This is a genomic window from Baia soyae, from assembly GCF_004341445.1.
Classification (GTDB): Bacteria; Bacillota; Bacilli; order Thermoactinomycetales; family Thermoactinomycetaceae; genus Baia; species Baia soyae.
Genome location: NZ_SLXV01000015.1, coordinates 22759 through 37615, shown reverse-complemented (window position 1 = coordinate 37615; position 14857 = coordinate 22759). Strand labels below are relative to the sequence as shown.

Below are 14857 nucleotides of genomic sequence, written 5' to 3'. Positions count from 1 at the left end.
TTAGAGATTATTTTTCTTTAACAACCACAGTAATGTGGCTTGAACGCTTGTTAATTCGGCTTGCACGGCCCATTGCACGAGGCATGTAGCGTTTCAACGTTGGCCCTTCATCTACGAAAGCTGTTTCTACAACGAGGTTGTTTGCATCCATGTTGTAGTTATGCTCTGCATTCGCAACAGCAGACTTTAACACTTTCTCGATGACCGGCGAGGCAGCACGGTGGGTAAACTGAAGTACTGCGAAAGCCTCTTCTACAGACTTACCGCGAATCAAATCAATTACCAAACGCACTTTACGTGGTGCAATTCGAATGTTACGCGCAATCGCTTTTGCTTGCATACGAAGACCTCCTCTCTCGCGAATCGATCATCTACCGACGTTTCGTCTTCTTATCATCGTTACCATGACCTTTGTAGGTACGGGTTGGAGCAAACTCACCAAGTTTATGACCGACCATATCTTCCGTTACGTATACAGGAACATGTTTGCGTCCATCGTGAACTGCAATGGTATGACCAACGAAGTCTGGGAAGATGGTAGAACGACGAGACCAAGTCTTGACAATACGCTTTTCGCCTTTTTCGTTCAGCTCAACCACTTTCTTGATTAAGTGATCATCTGCAAAGGGTCCTTTTTTCAGGCTGCGGCCCATAGCTGAAACCTCCCTTCGAGTGAGGCTAGATAATAGTTTTTATTACTTCTTGCGACGACGTACGATGTACTTGTCAGACGCTTTGTTTTTCTTACGAGTCTTGTAACCAAGAGTTGGTTTACCCCAAGGAGTAACAGGAGACTTACGACCGATTGGTGCACGTCCCTCACCACCACCGTGTGGGTGATCTACAGGGTTCATTACAGATCCACGAACAGTTGGGCGTTTACCTAACCAGCGAGAACGACCTGCTTTACCGATGTTGATCAATTCATGATCCAAGTTACCTACTTGACCGATGGTCGCACGGCACTCAAGAAGAATCATGCGAGTTTCACCGGATACAAGACGAATAATAGCATAGCGACCTTCTTTACCAAGAAGCTGTGCGCTAGTACCTGCAGCACGTACGAGTTGTCCACCACGGCCTGGTTTAAGCTCGATGTTATGGATAACAGTACCTACTGGGATGTTGCGAAGTGGAAGAGCGTTACCTGGCTTGATGTCTGATTCAGGACCGGAGATGATCTCTTGTCCTACTTTTAGACCGTTTGGAGCCAAGATGTAACGTTTTTCACCATCAACGTAATGAATTAATGCGATGTTCGCAGAGCGGTTTGGATCGTATTCAACCGTAGCCACTTTACCCACGATACCGTCTTTATTACGTTTAAAGTCGATCACACGGTATTTACGTTTGTGGCCACCGCCTTGGTGACGTACCGTAATTTTACCTTGGTTGTTACGACCTGCCTTTTTGTTTAGAGGTTGTAATAGCGACTTCTCAGGAGTGCTAGTAGTGATCTCTTCAAAAGTAGAGCTAGTCATATGACGACGTGATGGAGTCGTTGGTCTGTATTGTTTAATACCCACTTCGATTTCCCTCCTTTTTTAATCAAATGTGTAATTAAGCTTGGAAGATTTCAATCGCTTTGCTACCTTCAGCAAGAGTAACGATTGCTTTCTTACGTTCTGGCGTCCGACCTGTGTAGCGACCGTGACGCTTTTGTTTTCCTAGAAGACGGTGAGTGTTCACAGAAGCTACTTTTACGCCGAAAATGCTTTCAACCGCTTTTTTCACTTCTACTTTGTTCGCACGTACGTCTACTTCGAAAACGTATTTACCTTGTTCCATCATCTCAGTAGAAGCTTCTGTTACTACTGGGCGACGGATGATATCGCGTGGATCCTTCACTGGCCAAACACCTCCTCAACACGATTTACAGCCCCACGAGTGAAAATCACTTTGTCATGGTAGAGGACGTCGAGCACATTAACACCATCAGCTACGATTAGTTTCACATCTGGGATGTTACGTGCAGCAAGAGCTGCTTTCTCCTCTAATTCGCCCAATACAATCAAAGTCTTTTTCGCCATGCCAAGATTTTTTAGCACTTGTACTAGCTCGCGAGTTTTCGCAGCTTCAAGAACTAAAGAATCTAGCACTACTAGTTCGTTATCCAATACTTTGGAAGAAAGAGCAGACTTGATAGCAAGACGACGTACTTTCTTTGGTAATTTGTAAGCGTAGCTACGTGGAACCGGTCCGAAGACTGTACCACCGCCAACCCATTGTGGGGAGCGAATGCTACCTTGACGAGCATTACCAGTACCTTTTTGTTTGTATGGCTTACGACCACCACCACGAACTTCAGAACGTCCTTTTACCGCATGGGTACCACGACGCTGGGATGCTTGTTGCATAACAACTGCATCATGTAGTACGTGTTGGTTTGGAGTGATTCCGAACACCGCATCAGCTAGTTCGATCTCGCCCACTTCTTTCCCCTGCACATCTACTACAGTCAATTTAGGCATGTTATGTCCTCCTTTCTTTGCTCAGTTATACGCTTTTCTTAACAGATGATTTTACGATTACATAACCGTTCTTAGGACCTGGAATACTACCTTTTACCAAGATCAGGTTCTTATCAACGTCTACACGTACAACCTCAAGGTTTTGTGTAGTAATACGCTCATGACCCATTTGACCCGGAAGAGTTTGCCCTTTGAATACACGGTTAGGAGCAACCGCACCCAAAGAACCTGGTCCACGGTGGTAACGAGAACCGTGACTCATTGGTCCACGAGATTGATTGTGACGTTTGATCGCACCTGCGAAGCCCTTACCTTTCGATGTTCCAACCACGTCTACAAATTCACCAGCAGCGAATAAGTCGGCTTTTAGAACACTTCCAAGCTCGTAGCTTGCAACGTCAACCCCACGAATTTCTTTTACGAAATGTTGTGGTGCCACACCTGCTTTTTTTGCATGTCCCATCTCAGGACGAGTAGCACGATGTTCTTTCTTTTCTTTGAGACCGATTTGGATCGCTTCATAACCATCCGTACCGATTTCTTTCTTTTGAAGAACGACACATGGCCCCGCTTCAACAACTGTTACAGTAGCAACTGTACCGTCCTCATTGAAGACTTGAGTCATGCCGATCTTTTTACCAAGAATACCTTTCACGCCGTACACCTCCTACCATATCGAAGTTAAGCATTACAATTTAATTTCGATGTCAACACCCGATGGCAGATCTAATCTCATCAATGCATCTACAGTTTGTTGTGTAGGATTCACGATGTCGATCAGACGCTTGTGAGTGCGCATTTCGAACTGCTCACGGGAATCTTTATATTTATGAACCGCCCGCAAGATCGTATAAACAGATTTCTCTGTTGGAAGCGGAATCGGACCTGACACGCTAGCGCCCGTACGCTTCGCAGTATCAACGATTTTCACCGCTGACTGATCTAGGACACGGTGGTCATAGGCTTTCAGCCGAATGCGAATCTTTTGTTTTGCCATTAGTAACCCTCCTTCGCTCATTTTTCTTAAATGAACTTCTCCGCAGAAATTTCTCCCGACCTAGGCCATGGCAAAGGGGCCGGGTGTGTCGGCAACCTTCTGCTTCATCGCTGTTCATGACCAACATTCGCTATTATATAGAAAATATAAAACAGATGCAAGGGAAAAAAGCATCTGTCTAATAGGTAAATTCTATGATGTAAGCGAAGCGTTGTAAGTAAAGTTATAGAGAAGACTGCAGGAGATATTTTATCAGATCCGGATGGTTATAGCAAGTTGATTTGAAGAAATTGGTAGTTGTAAATAATCCTTGAGTAACGTGTTTAGAGATTCGTATGTTTCTTCAATAAGTGAACACCGAAAATGTAAAGCAGTGTCGTAAGAATGGGTGATCCAATCAATAAATGGATCGGTATCGAAATGGATTCTCCGTTTGCGGCTGGCATTACCATTTCCATAAGGAAGTTAGGCATCATGAAACCAGCAATAAGGCCGAAGGGAATCCACAAAATGATGGAAACCGCTTTAAACTTTTTTGTAAACAACATAATACAGATAGCGTAGGTTCCCAGTAGCATAGCACCGAGAAAGCTAGTCAGGAAGAAAATCAAATCATTATGGAAAACATCACTTAACGAAAACTGACTCCATTTCCCTGTATAAGTTATCGCTGTGATGATGGAGGCTTTGATGATTAAGTAGCTATATAGGTATACGTAGAGATAATAAATCATGATGGAGAGAAACTTTGCTCGATAGAGAAGTTCTCTAGAATAGGGAAGAGTTAGCCACCACGAAGCAGTGTTTTTCTGAAATTCCTTATTTATAAAACCCATTCCCATTCCAAAGGCAACAAACATAATTCCATTAAAAGTTTGATTGAAGTATTGGAAATTACCCATGCCATTCTCTAGACCAAGTACAATACCGATTGTAAGGCCCAAAAAGACCACAAATGTAATGAGTGACATAAGCTTCTTTATGAATGAAGTGGAGCTAGCTGGAAATTTCATCTCATGTCGTACCAATTTGAAAAAAGTACTCATGCATATACCCCCCGATAAAGGTCTTTTAGAGAACCACTCTTAAGGCGCAATTCCTCTACTTCTCCTTCTACTACAATCTTCGTATCCTTTACAAAAGAGACTCTATTTAGAAGTCCTTCTACTTCATCAATCTCATGCGTCGTAATCACCAATGTTAACTCTCTTTCAGAGATACTCTCAATAATCAGCTCAATCATTTTCTCTCGAGTAATCAAGTCGATTCCTGAAAAGGGTTCATCTAGCAACATTAACTCCACATCACGGGAGAAACAGAGTAGAAATTGCAATCGGGCCTCTTGACCTTTCGACATCTCTTTCCCTAACAGTTTCCTATCCAGTTTAAAAAACTCTACCAGCTCTTCTGCTCTCTCCATCTGGAAATCGGGATAAAAACTCTTTCCATACTGCAGTGCTTCTCCTACTGTATAGTCGCTATACCACTTTGCACGATCCGATAGGTATGCTATTTTCTGATACAATTCCCAGCTAGGCTTTTGCCCTAGTACTTCAATCTCCCCTTGATCTGGCAAACATAGATTTGCCATCATCTTCAGCATCGTCGATTTACCCGCACCGTTTTCTCCTAAGATCCCATACACTTCGCCTCTAGGAACAGTAAATGAAATATTGTCTAACACGCTCTTCTTCTTAAACGATTTTCCTACTCCATGAAAACGAATGGCAGCATTCATCATTTCCAGTCCACCTCCGCAATCATTTTTTGTGCCTCTTCCCGAGTAACACCTAGTATCTGTAAGGTTCGAACGAATGACCCTAGAGCACCCTCCGCAATCTCTTTCCGTAGCTCTGATACTTGACTAGCCGAGGAGGTGATAAACGTTCCTTGACCACGTCTCTTCTCACAAAGCCCATCCCTTTCTAACTCTTGATACGTTCTGACTACTGTACTTGGATTGATTTTCATCTGTACTGCAAAATCACGAACAGAAGGAAGTTTACTGCCCAATTCGATCTCCCCTTTTGCTAACATCTGACGAAATTGTTGTACCAATTGCTCGTAGATCGGTTGCGAAAAATCAAGGATAAAGCGATAAGAACCGACAACACGAGTCTCCATAAGCTCCACCGCATCTTTGTATGTTATATTGTATCTATAGTATGGCTACACACCATACACTATATTTGTATGTATGGTATTACACCACACACTATATTGTCAACCCTTTTCATTGACAGATCTAAACGACATACTGTATATATAAATATATAGACTATAACATATTTCACAGCTAGCAGGAGGGGAACAAATGTCACAAAACGTCGCAATCCAGACAATAGGGCTATCAAAGCACTACGGCTCTACGAAAGCTTTACAGAACATGGATATCTCCATACACTCGGGGGAATTGATTGCATTACTCGGAGAAAATGGAGCTGGTAAGTCTACTCTCTTTCAACTTTTAACTGGACTTATTACACCCACCACCGGCTCCATTAAAATTGGAGGGCAAGACTTATCGCAAAATCCAATCGCTTGTAAAAAACAAATCGGACTCTTATTTGGCAATGATTCTGGACTTTATCATCGTTTAACCGCCTATGAGAACATCTTATATTTTGCAAAATTTTATGATGTACCCGATGCTGTCGCCCGTAAGCGAATCGATGAGTGGGCAGAACAACTTCTACTTACCTCCCATCTTCACAAAAAAGCAGGAGAACTCTCTAAAGGAAATCTACAGAAAACCGCTATCTTACGAACACTCATCCATAACCCAGACTATCTATTTTTTGACGAGCCTACTACAGGCCTGGATATTGCCGCGTCACTTGCGTTTCAAGACTTAGTAAAATCACTCCAACAATCAGGAAAGACTATCCTCTTCTCCACTCATATCTTGGAAGAAGTTACTCACTTAACGGATAAAATCATCACCTTATCACAAGGAAAAATGATTTATAACGGAACGATTCCCAATCTCTATCAAGAGTTTCAAACAGATAACTTGCGGGATATCTTGCGAAATTGGATTCAAGGAGGAGTTTCATCATGAAGCTAATGTGGCATATTGCGAAGAAAGAATTAATGGAGCAATTTCGAGATAAACGAACACTTTGGCTGTCGATCCTGATCCCATTATTACTTATCCCAGGGATCTTTCTGTTAATGGATCGCATGCAATCATCCGATGAACCAAAAATTGAAATAGGTGTTAGCTCACAAGTACCGGCTGATTTACAAACGGCTATTACGAAATCAGCCCCTGGAAAACTGGAGCTAAAAACCATGTCACCCGAAGAAGCAAAGAAGCTCATGAAGCAAGGGGATCTAACTGCATACCTAGGAGCAGAAACAGATCAATCGGGAATCCCGAAGCAGTGGACCCTAGAAATTCCGGATGGCTCAGGATACAAAACGGTTCTCCAATCCCATATCGATCAACAACTTTTACAACAATATCTCGCTCAGAAAAATATCTTCCCTGCTGAGTTACCTAAGCTACAAATAAAACCAGCTGAAGGGGCACCTAACATTTTTTCTGGCTTCTACCTTATTTCCATTCTCATAGCAATCACTCCGCTTTCAGGTGGAATGATGATTGCCATTGACTCCATTGCCGGAGAAAAAGAGCGTCGAACTATTGTCTCCTTACTCGGACTACCTATTCCAACATGGAAATTATGGGTTGGAAAATGGATCGGCGTTACGGGAATGATTATGGTAACCACCTTGATCTCCCTAGGCTCTGTTCTGGGAATCCAGCCATACTTGACCCATCCAGCCGTTCAGCTTGACCAACTAGCTTCCATCGGAACCGCTCCATTGGTCGGCTTTGCACTTTGTATCCTCTTCTATGTACTGGTTATATCTGCCTTATTACTCATTATGAGTACATTTGCCCGAAGCTTTAAAGAAGCTCAAAACTATATAAGCCCACTCATGTTCGTGGCGATGGCAGGAACCTTTATTATCATGCAACAAAGCGGCTCCCAGTTACCGAATTATCTGTTCTGGATTCCACTTTGGAATGTGCATGCCGTTCTTTATGAAATCCTTCATCAAAGCGTAGGGCTGATGGACATCGTCATCACGTTTGCTTCCTGCTCTGCTCTAAGCCTTGCACTAGTAGCGTACGGAGCCTTTCTCTTTCAAAAACCCAAACATATGCTTTAGGAGATGGATGTTTTATGTGGAAAGATGCTTGGTTTTTATCGAAACAAAATCTCAAAGATACAAAAGGGTATATTGCTTTAAATTTCTTCATTACTGGGGTCATCGTACTCGTATTTATCCTTGCATTTGGAATTGAGAAGAATGGCCTACCCTACAAGAATATAATGCTGCCTACTTCTACGCTTGTATTTTTCTTACTCTACGGTCCTTATGTAACAAAACGTCATCATAGTTCATTTGCACGAGTCAAGGATGACTTAAGCAGAAAAGAATTATCCTTTTTCCGTACTTTCTCGATCGATTCGAGATCCATGGTATACGGACGCCTTCTAAGTAGTGTCTTAATAGGTGGGGGGTATGTCGTATTCTCCTTACTATTATTGTATTTTGGACTCAAGGAGCACTATCAGCTTACTCACACGCAGATCTTTGGAGTTCTCGTATTAGGAATAGCCACATCCTTCTCCATAACTATCATTCAACTTTATGTGGAACTTGTCTATTCATATCAAGTTTTCTATTGGTTTTCGGTGCTTCTATCTACACTAACCATACTCTCTCTAACAGCTATTCAAATGGGTTATAAACAAAGCTTAATACCCATAGCAACTACATTCGTAGATTACATTACAATCTTCGGTTGCCTAATCTTACTACTCGCTTCATTGGGGCTTCTGTATATGATAATGAAGCTTATCATTCGACGTGTTCGCCTCAAATAGGGAGGGAGCAAATAACATGCAACTACCCATCCAAGTCCAACTAGATCATGCCTTACCGATCTATCAACAGATTCAAGAACAACTAAGCCAACTTATCCTAAGCGGACAACTACCTCCAGGAAGCCCACTTCCTTCAATCCGTGCTCTGGCAATCGACTTATCCTGTAGTATCATTACGACCAAACGTGCGTATCAGGAATTAGAGCAGAAAGGATTAATCGTTGTTAAGCAAGGGCGTGGCACCTTCGTCTCCTCGCTCGAAGAGATCGATGTGACTTCAGCGCAACAGAAAGAAGTTGAAAATGCCATTCAAGAGCTTTTCCAATTTCTAAAACGGATTCATGCATCTCCTGAGAAAGTAGAAACGATTCTTACGGAGCAACTCAATTCCTTTCAAAAATGGCACCTAGAGAAAACAGAGGAGGACACATGATGCTCCTAACTACACATCAATTAGAGAAAAAATATCCACACAAAGAGATCGGGCCCATACAACTATCCGTCGAATCTGGAATCATCTCAGGTCTAGTTGGACCGAATGGTTCTGGGAAGAGCACAATTCTACAAATGATTTCTGGAGCAGAACACCGGGACCACGGAGAGATTTCGATTTTCGGCAAGCCCATTGCCGCCTTATACCGAGTAGGTAAACGAATCGCCTATGTCCCAAGCAACTACCAAGGATCCCCTTACTGGACTGGAAATGATCTAATCTCTTGGTATCATCATTGGTATCCCAAATGGAATCAAAATCAAATGCAACAGTTTGTGAAGCAATTTCAATTAGAATTACATGTGCCTTATGAAAAGCTATCCACGGGGAATCAGCGAAAATTATTGATAAGTCTTGCCTTGTCTACCGAATCAGATCTATTACTCCTAGATGAACCGTCTAATGGTCTAGACTTCCTATCCAAAACCGTCTTGTACGAATCCATACAGACTTGGATGGAGAATTCAGAGCGATCAATCTTACTTGCCTCTCATGATGTAGATGAGATCAATAAACTGATGGACCACATCACGCTGATCCATCATGGAAAGCAGGTTCGGTCCTTTGGGAAAGATGAAGAATTAGGTCTATGGGGTAAAGTATGGATCTCTAGTCAATCTACAATCTCAATTCCAAAAGAAGTAGTAACCACAATCCCATCGAGCATGACCCAATGGATCACTCAAAATCTCCCTAAAACGAGATCCATGCTCGAATCAAAACAAATCGACTATCGACACAACGCTATGCAAATGAATGAGATTCTCGAATGGATGTATAAAACAATGGATACATGTACCAGATAGTCAAATACATTTCTTTAACTTTGATCAATCGATTAGAATCATAACCAACACTCGCTACAAAAAAAGCCCCATGATCTGTCCGGATCAGATCATGGGGCTTCTCTTATATCATAGTAGGCAGAACATAAAGCCAATTAACGTGCGTTACTATCAATCAAATATCTCTTTGCTGTAAAGTTGACAGGGGTGTGGAAAAACATATTGGTTACATTGGAGTGAATACTTAGAGTATAGACAACATCCTCCATGCATCTTACGTGTAGTGGATCGATGTGCTTAAATGTGACAAACGTATAGTCGTCTAACACTTCATCATCAATTTCAATATTGGATTGATAAATAAGTGTAGCACCTCTTCTAATTTCCACCGTTACAAATTGAGTACCTGTAGCATTGGTATTATCATTATTAACATGAATGATTCCATCTAATTCCACTAGGCTTGTTCCACAAACTAACGGAAAACGAACCGTTGCAACCCGTGATGGAGCAGTTGGGCTTGTAGAAATGGGCGTAGAAGTGCCTCCAGGTGTCGTGCTTCCATATTGATGATATCGAATATCCACCAAATGAACCATTTTCAAATTCCCCCTGTACAATATTTGAACATAAAGGGCACATTTTTATATTTTAGCTTTATATGAACCTTTCATTGTTCAATCGTATACTATGAGAATAAAATGCAAATGGAAACGTCATTTGACCTTTCGATTCACCTATTTTTCAATACAAAAAAGCCTTACAGTCTGTCCGGATCAGACCGTAAGGCTTTTCTTTTATAAAGATAGTCAAGCAGTGTAACGAATCAAAAACTACTCGATGATTGTAGTTACGGCACCAGCACCAACAGTACGTCCACCTTCGCGGATCGCGAAACGAGTACCATCTTCGATAGCGATTGGAGCGATAAGCTCAACAGTCATTTCGATGTTGTCGCCAGGCATACACATTTCAGTACCTTCAGGAAGCTGGATAACACCAGTTACGTCAGTTGTACGGAAATAGAATTGTGGACGATAGTTAGAGAAGAATGGAGTATGACGTCCGCCCTCTTCTTTGCTCAATACGTATACTTGTGCTTTAAACTTGGTATGTGGTTTCACAGAACCAGTTTTAGCAAGTACTTGACCACGAGCGATGTCTTTGCGGTCTACACCACGAAGCAATGCACCTACGTTGTCACCTGCAACTGCGGAGTCAAGAAGTTTACGGAACATCTCAACACCCGTTACGATGGATTTACGAGTTTCAGTAAGACCGATGATTTCGATCTCGTCGCCCACTTTAATGGTTCCACGTTCTACACGACCGGTAGCAACAGTACCACGACCAGTAATGGTGAATACGTCCTCTACTGGCATCAAGAAAGGCTTGTCTGTAGCACGTTCTGGTTCTGGGATGTAAGCATCTACTTCGTTCATCAATTCAACGATACGCTCAGCCCACTCGCTGCTTGGATCTTGAAGTGCTTTTAGAGCAGATCCTTTTACTACTGGGATGTCATCGCCTGGGAATTCGTACTCAGAAAGAAGTTCACGAATTTCCATTTCAACGAGTTCAAGTAGCTCTTCATCGTCAACCATGTCAACTTTGTTCATGAATACAACGATGTAAGGTACGCCTACCTGACGAGATAGCAAGATGTGCTCACGTGTTTGTGGCATTGGACCGTCAGCTGCAGAAACAACTAGGATCGCTCCGTCCATTTGCGCAGCACCTGTGATCATGTTTTTAACATAGTCAGCATGTCCTGGGCAGTCAACGTGTGCATAGTGACGGTTGTCTGTTTCATACTCAACGTGTGCAGTTGAGATGGTGATACCACGCTCACGCTCTTCTGGTGCTTTATCGATTTGGTCGTAAGCGGTAGCAGTTGCTCCACCTTTTTGAGCCAATACAGTTGTGATTGCAGCAGTCAATGTTGTTTTACCGTGGTCAACGTGACCAATAGTACCAATGTTAACGTGTGGCTTATTACGCTCGAACTTGGCTTTTGCCATGATAAAATCCTCCTCAGATAAGGAAATAAGTATTTTGGGTTTTGGTTTTGGTAAAAAGATGTATAGGAATCTGGTAAAGTGATCGGGGTGACACTCTACCAGGTTCTTGTTAAATTAGTTACCAGAAGCCTTTTTAATGATCTCTTCTGCGACACTCTTTGGTACTTCTTCATAATGACTAAATACCATTGAGAACGTACCACGACCTTGTGTACGAGAACGTAGGCTATTTACATAACCAAACATCTCAGATAGTGGAACCATACCGCGTACTACTTGAGAGTTACCACGAGCATCCATGCCCTCTACTCGTCCACGACGAGAGCTAACATCACCCATGATGTCACCCATGTACTCTTCAGGAACCGTTACTTCGACTTTCATCATTGGCTCAAGAATAACAGGGTTACACTTGGATTTCGCAGCTTTTAGCGCCATCGATCCAGCGATCTTAAACGCCATCTCAGAGGAGTCAACATCATGATAAGATCCATCTACAAGTCTAGCACGAACGTCTACTAATGGGAATCCAGCAAGGACACCATTTTTCATAGACTCTTCGATACCAGACTGAACCGCAGGGATGTATTCACGTGGAACCACACCACCAACGATTTTGTTTACAAACTCGAAGCCTTCGCCAGCTTCCATAGGTTCGAATTCAACCCAAACGTGACCGAATTGACCGCGACCACCGGACTGACGAACGAACTTCCCTTCGACTTTCGCAGCGCTGCGGAACGTTTCTCTGTAAGCTACTTGTGGCGCACCAATGTTCGCTTCTACTTTGAATTCACGTTTCATACGGTCTACGATGATGTCGAGGTGAAGCTCTCCCATACCAGCAATGATCGTTTGACCTGTTTCTTCATCGGTCCAAGCTTTGAAAGTTGGATCCTCTTCAGCTAGTTTGGTCAAAGCGATAGACATTTTATCTTGATCGCTTTTCGATTTTGGTTCGATTGCGATCTCGATTACTGGATCAGGGAACTCCATTGATTCTAGTACGATCAGATTTTTCTCATCACAGAGAGTTTCACCAGTAGTCGTATCTTTAAGACCTACTGCTGCTGCGATGTCTCCAGCGTACACTTTGCTAATCTCTTCGCGAGAGTTAGCATGCATCTGAAGGATCCGACCTACACGTTCACGCTTGTCTTTTGTAGAGTTTAGAACATAAGATCCTGACTCTAATGTACCAGAGTAAACGCGGAAGAATGTAAGTTTCCCTACATATGGGTCTGTCATAATTTTGAATGCAAGAGCGGAGAATGGCTCTTCATCGCTTGATTCACGAACCGCTTCAGTGCCATCTGGCAACTGACCTTGGATCGCAGGAACATCAAGTGGAGATGGGAGATACGCCACTACTGCATCGAGCAAAGGTTGAACCCCTTTGTTTTTGTAGGAAGAACCACAGGTAACAGGTGTAATTTTCACTTCACATGTACCTTTACGAAGTGCAGTTACGATTTCCTCTTCGGTGAGCTCTTCACCTTCCAAGTACTTTTCCATTAGCGCTTCATCAAGTTCTGCTACAGCTTCTACAAGTATCGTACGATACTCGTCTGCTTTATCCTTCAACTCAGCTGGGATTTCACCTGATTCAGAGGTAGTTCCCAAGTCGTCGGTATAAATCATTGCTTTCATGGTTACCAAGTCAACGATTCCAAGGAACTTATCTTCAGAACCAATTGGAAGTTGGATTGGTACTGCGTTTGCACCAAGGCGCTCACGCATTTGTTCTACTGCACCGTAGAAGTCAGCTCCCAAGATGTCCATCTTGTTCACATAAGCGAGACGAGGAACACCATAACGGTCAGCTTGACGCCATACAGTTTCAGATTGTGGTTCTACGCCACCTTTAGCGCAGAATACACCTACAGCTCCGTCGAGTACACGTAGGGAACGCTCAACCTCAACGGTAAAGTCTACGTGACCAGGAGTATCAATAATGTTGATACGGTGGCCATCCCACTGTGCAGTGGTAGCAGCGGAAGTAATCGTAATTCCACGCTCTTGTTCTTGTTCCATCCAGTCCATGGTAGCCGCACCTTCGTGCACCTCACCAATTTTGTGTACACGACCGGTATAGAAAAGAACACGCTCAGTAGTAGTAGTTTTACCAGCATCGATATGAGCCATGATCCCGATATTCCGTGTATCTTTTAAGGAGAACTCACGTGCCATCTGGAATTTCTCCCTTCATCTGTCAGACAGATAAACAATGTATATTACCAGCGGTAATGTGCAAACGCGCGGTTTGCTTCCGCCATACGGTGAACATCTTCTTTTTTCTTCACAGCAGAACCAGAGTTGTTTGCTGCATCAAGAATTTCATTCGCCAAACGTTCTTCCATGGTTTTTTCGTTACGCAGACGTGCATAACTTACCAACCAGCGTAGTCCAAGGCTTGTACGACGCTCTGGTTTTACCTCGATTGGCACTTGATAGTTAGAACCACCTACACGGCGAGCTTTTACTTCAAGTACAGGCATTACGTTTTTAAGAGCTTGCTCAAAAACTTCCATCGGGTCATTACCAGAACGTTGTTGGATTAGGTTAAAAGCATCATACAAAATAGTTTGCGCTTTTCCTTTTTTCCCATCGTACATCAGACGGTTGACTAAACGAGTAACCAACTTGCTGTTGTATATTGGATCTGGAAGTGCATCACGGCGAGGTACTGGGCCTTTACGTGGCATGCTTTTCCCTCCTTCTTTATAGTAGATAATCTAAGTGGTAAATAAATTATTTCTTAGCACGCTTTGTACCGTATTTAGAACGACTTTGATTACGGTTGTTTACACCCGCAGTATCAAGCGCACCACGTACGATATGGTAACGTACCCCCGGTAAGTCTTTTACACGACCACCACGAATGAGTACAACACTATGCTCTTGCAAGTTGTGACCGATTCCCGGGATGTAAGCAGTTACCTCCGTACCGTTTGTCAAACGCACACGAGCATATTTACGCAACGCGGAGTTTGGCTTTTTCGGAGTCATCGTACCAACACGAGTACATACACCACGTTTTTGTGGAGAATTTTGTGGCACAATGGCCTTTTTCATGCTGTTGTAAGTGTACTGAAGAGCTGGAGATTTTGACTTTCTCACTTTGTCAGTACGACCTTTACGAATCAACTGATTAATTGTTGGCATCTCTTGGCACCCCCTTACTTA

Annotated in this window: 20 protein-coding genes; 5 read left to right on the top strand and 15 right to left on the bottom strand. The window is 42.9% G+C overall.

Annotated elements, in window-relative coordinates; translation table 11 throughout:
* Nucleotides 1-7: 7 nt before the first annotated feature.
* From rplV to EDD57_RS06500, 10 genes are all read right to left on the bottom strand, one after another.
* The gene (gene rplV / locus EDD57_RS06545) at nt 8-340 is read right to left on the bottom strand and encodes a 50S ribosomal protein L22 (protein ID WP_072332806.1); all 333 of its coding nucleotides are present in this window, start codon (nt 338-340) and stop codon (nt 8-10) included.
* 31 nt (nt 341-371) lie between these two features.
* On the bottom strand, nt 372-653 hold the full coding sequence (gene rpsS / locus EDD57_RS06540; RefSeq protein WP_072332809.1) for a 30S ribosomal protein S19: 282 nt from the start codon (nt 651-653) through the stop codon (nt 372-374).
* 42 nt (nt 654-695) lie between these two features.
* The gene (gene rplB / locus EDD57_RS06535; protein ID WP_072332812.1) at nt 696-1526 is read right to left on the bottom strand and encodes a 50S ribosomal protein L2; all 831 of its coding nucleotides are present in this window, start codon (nt 1524-1526) and stop codon (nt 696-698) included.
* Nucleotides 1527-1560: 34 nt separating this feature from the next.
* Nucleotides 1561-1848 carry a 50S ribosomal protein L23 gene (rplW, locus tag EDD57_RS06530; RefSeq protein ID WP_093291965.1) on the bottom strand — a complete coding sequence of 96 codons (288 nt, stop codon included), beginning with the start codon at nt 1846-1848 and terminating at the stop codon, nt 1561-1563.
* Nucleotides 1845-2471 carry a 50S ribosomal protein L4 gene (gene rplD, locus EDD57_RS06525; RefSeq protein WP_131848670.1) on the bottom strand — a complete coding sequence of 209 codons (627 nt, stop codon included), beginning with the start codon at nt 2469-2471 and terminating at the stop codon, nt 1845-1847. The genes rplW and rplD overlap by 4 nt, the downstream gene beginning before the upstream one ends.
* Nucleotides 2472-2496: 25 nt before the next feature.
* Nucleotides 2497-3126 carry a 50S ribosomal protein L3 gene (gene rplC, locus EDD57_RS06520; RefSeq protein ID WP_131848669.1) on the bottom strand — a complete coding sequence of 210 codons (630 nt, stop codon included), beginning with the start codon at nt 3124-3126 and terminating at the stop codon, nt 2497-2499.
* Nucleotides 3127-3159: 33 nt separating this feature from the next.
* Nucleotides 3160-3468 carry a 30S ribosomal protein S10 gene (gene rpsJ / locus EDD57_RS06515; protein ID WP_093291968.1) on the bottom strand — a complete coding sequence of 103 codons (309 nt, stop codon included), beginning with the start codon at nt 3466-3468 and terminating at the stop codon, nt 3160-3162.
* Nucleotides 3469-3791: 323 nt separating this feature from the next.
* The gene (locus EDD57_RS06510) at nt 3792-4514 is read right to left on the bottom strand and encodes a hypothetical protein (protein WP_131848668.1); all 723 of its coding nucleotides are present in this window, start codon (nt 4512-4514) and stop codon (nt 3792-3794) included.
* Nucleotides 4511-5209 (bottom strand): ABC transporter ATP-binding protein, encoded by a 699-nt coding sequence (locus EDD57_RS06505; protein WP_131848667.1) that lies wholly within the window; start codon nt 5207-5209, stop codon nt 4511-4513. Before EDD57_RS06505 ends, EDD57_RS06510 begins: the two co-directional genes overlap by 4 nt.
* Nucleotides 5206-5592 carry a GntR family transcriptional regulator gene (locus EDD57_RS06500; RefSeq protein WP_131848666.1) on the bottom strand — a complete coding sequence of 129 codons (387 nt, stop codon included), beginning with the start codon at nt 5590-5592 and terminating at the stop codon, nt 5206-5208. Before EDD57_RS06500 ends, EDD57_RS06505 begins: the two co-directional genes overlap by 4 nt.
* A 190-nt stretch (nt 5593-5782) precedes the next feature.
* Between EDD57_RS06500 and EDD57_RS06495 the strand changes: the two genes are divergently transcribed.
* From EDD57_RS06495 to EDD57_RS06475, 5 genes are read left to right on the top strand one after another with little or no spacing between them, the layout of a single operon-like run.
* On the top strand, nt 5783-6529 hold the full coding sequence (locus EDD57_RS06495) for an ABC transporter ATP-binding protein (protein ID WP_131848665.1): 747 nt from the start codon (nt 5783-5785) through the stop codon (nt 6527-6529).
* A complete protein-coding gene (locus EDD57_RS06490) occupies nt 6526-7650 on the top strand; it encodes an ABC transporter permease (RefSeq protein ID WP_131848664.1) in 1125 nt (374 codons plus the stop codon). Before EDD57_RS06495 ends, EDD57_RS06490 begins: the two co-directional genes overlap by 4 nt.
* Before the next feature lie 14 nt (nt 7651-7664).
* The gene (locus EDD57_RS06485) at nt 7665-8372 is read left to right on the top strand and encodes a hypothetical protein (protein ID WP_131848663.1); all 708 of its coding nucleotides are present in this window, start codon (nt 7665-7667) and stop codon (nt 8370-8372) included.
* Nucleotides 8373-8388: 16 nt separating this feature from the next.
* Complete coding sequence (locus tag EDD57_RS06480; protein ID WP_131848662.1) at nt 8389-8805, top strand: GntR family transcriptional regulator; 417 nt, start codon at nt 8389-8391, stop codon at nt 8803-8805.
* Nucleotides 8805-9671: an ATP-binding cassette domain-containing protein gene (locus tag EDD57_RS06475; protein WP_165873693.1), complete on the top strand. Its 867-nt coding sequence runs from the start codon at nt 8805-8807 to the stop codon at nt 9669-9671. The genes EDD57_RS06480 and EDD57_RS06475 overlap by 1 nt, the downstream gene beginning before the upstream one ends.
* Before the next feature lie 134 nt (nt 9672-9805).
* Here the strand turns inward: EDD57_RS06475 and EDD57_RS06470 are convergent, their stop codons facing one another.
* The 5 genes from EDD57_RS06470 to rpsL all read right to left on the bottom strand — a co-directional run bounded on the left by EDD57_RS06470 (nt 9806) and on the right by rpsL (nt 14836).
* Entirely contained in the window at nt 9806-10249 is a 444-nt protein-coding gene (locus tag EDD57_RS06470) for a hypothetical protein (protein ID WP_131848660.1), read from the bottom strand.
* Nucleotides 10250-10483: 234 nt separating this feature from the next.
* Nucleotides 10484-11671 (bottom strand): elongation factor Tu, encoded by a 1188-nt coding sequence (gene tuf / locus EDD57_RS06465; RefSeq protein WP_131848659.1) that lies wholly within the window; start codon nt 11669-11671, stop codon nt 10484-10486.
* 114 nt (nt 11672-11785) lie between these two features.
* A complete protein-coding gene (fusA, locus tag EDD57_RS06460; protein ID WP_131848658.1) occupies nt 11786-13861 on the bottom strand; it encodes an elongation factor G in 2076 nt (691 codons plus the stop codon).
* 44 nt (nt 13862-13905) lie between these two features.
* Entirely contained in the window at nt 13906-14376 is a 471-nt protein-coding gene (rpsG, locus tag EDD57_RS06455) for a 30S ribosomal protein S7 (protein WP_131848657.1), read from the bottom strand.
* Nucleotides 14377-14422: 46 nt separating this feature from the next.
* Complete coding sequence (gene rpsL / locus EDD57_RS06450; protein WP_131848656.1) at nt 14423-14836, bottom strand: 30S ribosomal protein S12; 414 nt, start codon at nt 14834-14836, stop codon at nt 14423-14425.
* Nucleotides 14837-14857 lie beyond the last annotated feature (21 nt).

Bases quoted from the DNA above. Each gene is read 5' to 3' on its own strand.
- rplV (WP_072332806.1), bottom strand. From the start codon at position 340: ATGCAAGCAAAAGCGATTGCGCGTAACATTCGAATTGCACCACGTAAA.
- rpsS (WP_072332809.1), bottom strand. From the start codon at position 653: ATGGGCCGCAGCCTGAAAAAAGGACCCTTTGCAGATGATCACTTAATC.
- rplD (WP_131848670.1), bottom strand. From the start codon at position 2,471: ATGCCTAAATTGACTGTAGTAGATGTGCAGGGGAAAGAAGTGGGCGAG.
- rpsJ (WP_093291968.1), bottom strand. From the start codon at position 3,468: ATGGCAAAACAAAAGATTCGCATTCGGCTGAAAGCCTATGACCACCGT.
- EDD57_RS06510 (WP_131848668.1), bottom strand. From the start codon at position 4,514: ATGAGTACTTTTTTCAAATTGGTACGACATGAGATGAAATTTCCAGCT.
- EDD57_RS06505 (WP_131848667.1), bottom strand. From the start codon at position 5,209: ATGATGAATGCTGCCATTCGTTTTCATGGAGTAGGAAAATCGTTTAAG.
- EDD57_RS06500 (WP_131848666.1), bottom strand. From the start codon at position 5,592: ATGGAGACTCGTGTTGTCGGTTCTTATCGCTTTATCCTTGATTTTTCG.
- EDD57_RS06495 (WP_131848665.1), top strand. From the start codon at position 5,783: ATGTCACAAAACGTCGCAATCCAGACAATAGGGCTATCAAAGCACTAC.
- EDD57_RS06490 (WP_131848664.1), top strand. From the start codon at position 6,526: ATGAAGCTAATGTGGCATATTGCGAAGAAAGAATTAATGGAGCAATTT.
- EDD57_RS06485 (WP_131848663.1), top strand. From the start codon at position 7,665: ATGTGGAAAGATGCTTGGTTTTTATCGAAACAAAATCTCAAAGATACA.
- EDD57_RS06480 (WP_131848662.1), top strand. From the start codon at position 8,389: ATGCAACTACCCATCCAAGTCCAACTAGATCATGCCTTACCGATCTAT.
- EDD57_RS06475 (WP_165873693.1), top strand. From the start codon at position 8,805: ATGCTCCTAACTACACATCAATTAGAGAAAAAATATCCACACAAAGAG.
- EDD57_RS06470 (WP_131848660.1), bottom strand. From the start codon at position 10,249: ATGGTTCATTTGGTGGATATTCGATATCATCAATATGGAAGCACGACA.
- tuf (WP_131848659.1), bottom strand. From the start codon at position 11,671: ATGGCAAAAGCCAAGTTCGAGCGTAATAAGCCACACGTTAACATTGGT.
- fusA (WP_131848658.1), bottom strand. From the start codon at position 13,861: ATGGCACGTGAGTTCTCCTTAAAAGATACACGGAATATCGGGATCATG.
- rpsG (WP_131848657.1), bottom strand. From the start codon at position 14,376: ATGCCACGTAAAGGCCCAGTACCTCGCCGTGATGCACTTCCAGATCCA.
- rpsL (WP_131848656.1), bottom strand. From the start codon at position 14,836: ATGCCAACAATTAATCAGTTGATTCGTAAAGGTCGTACTGACAAAGTG.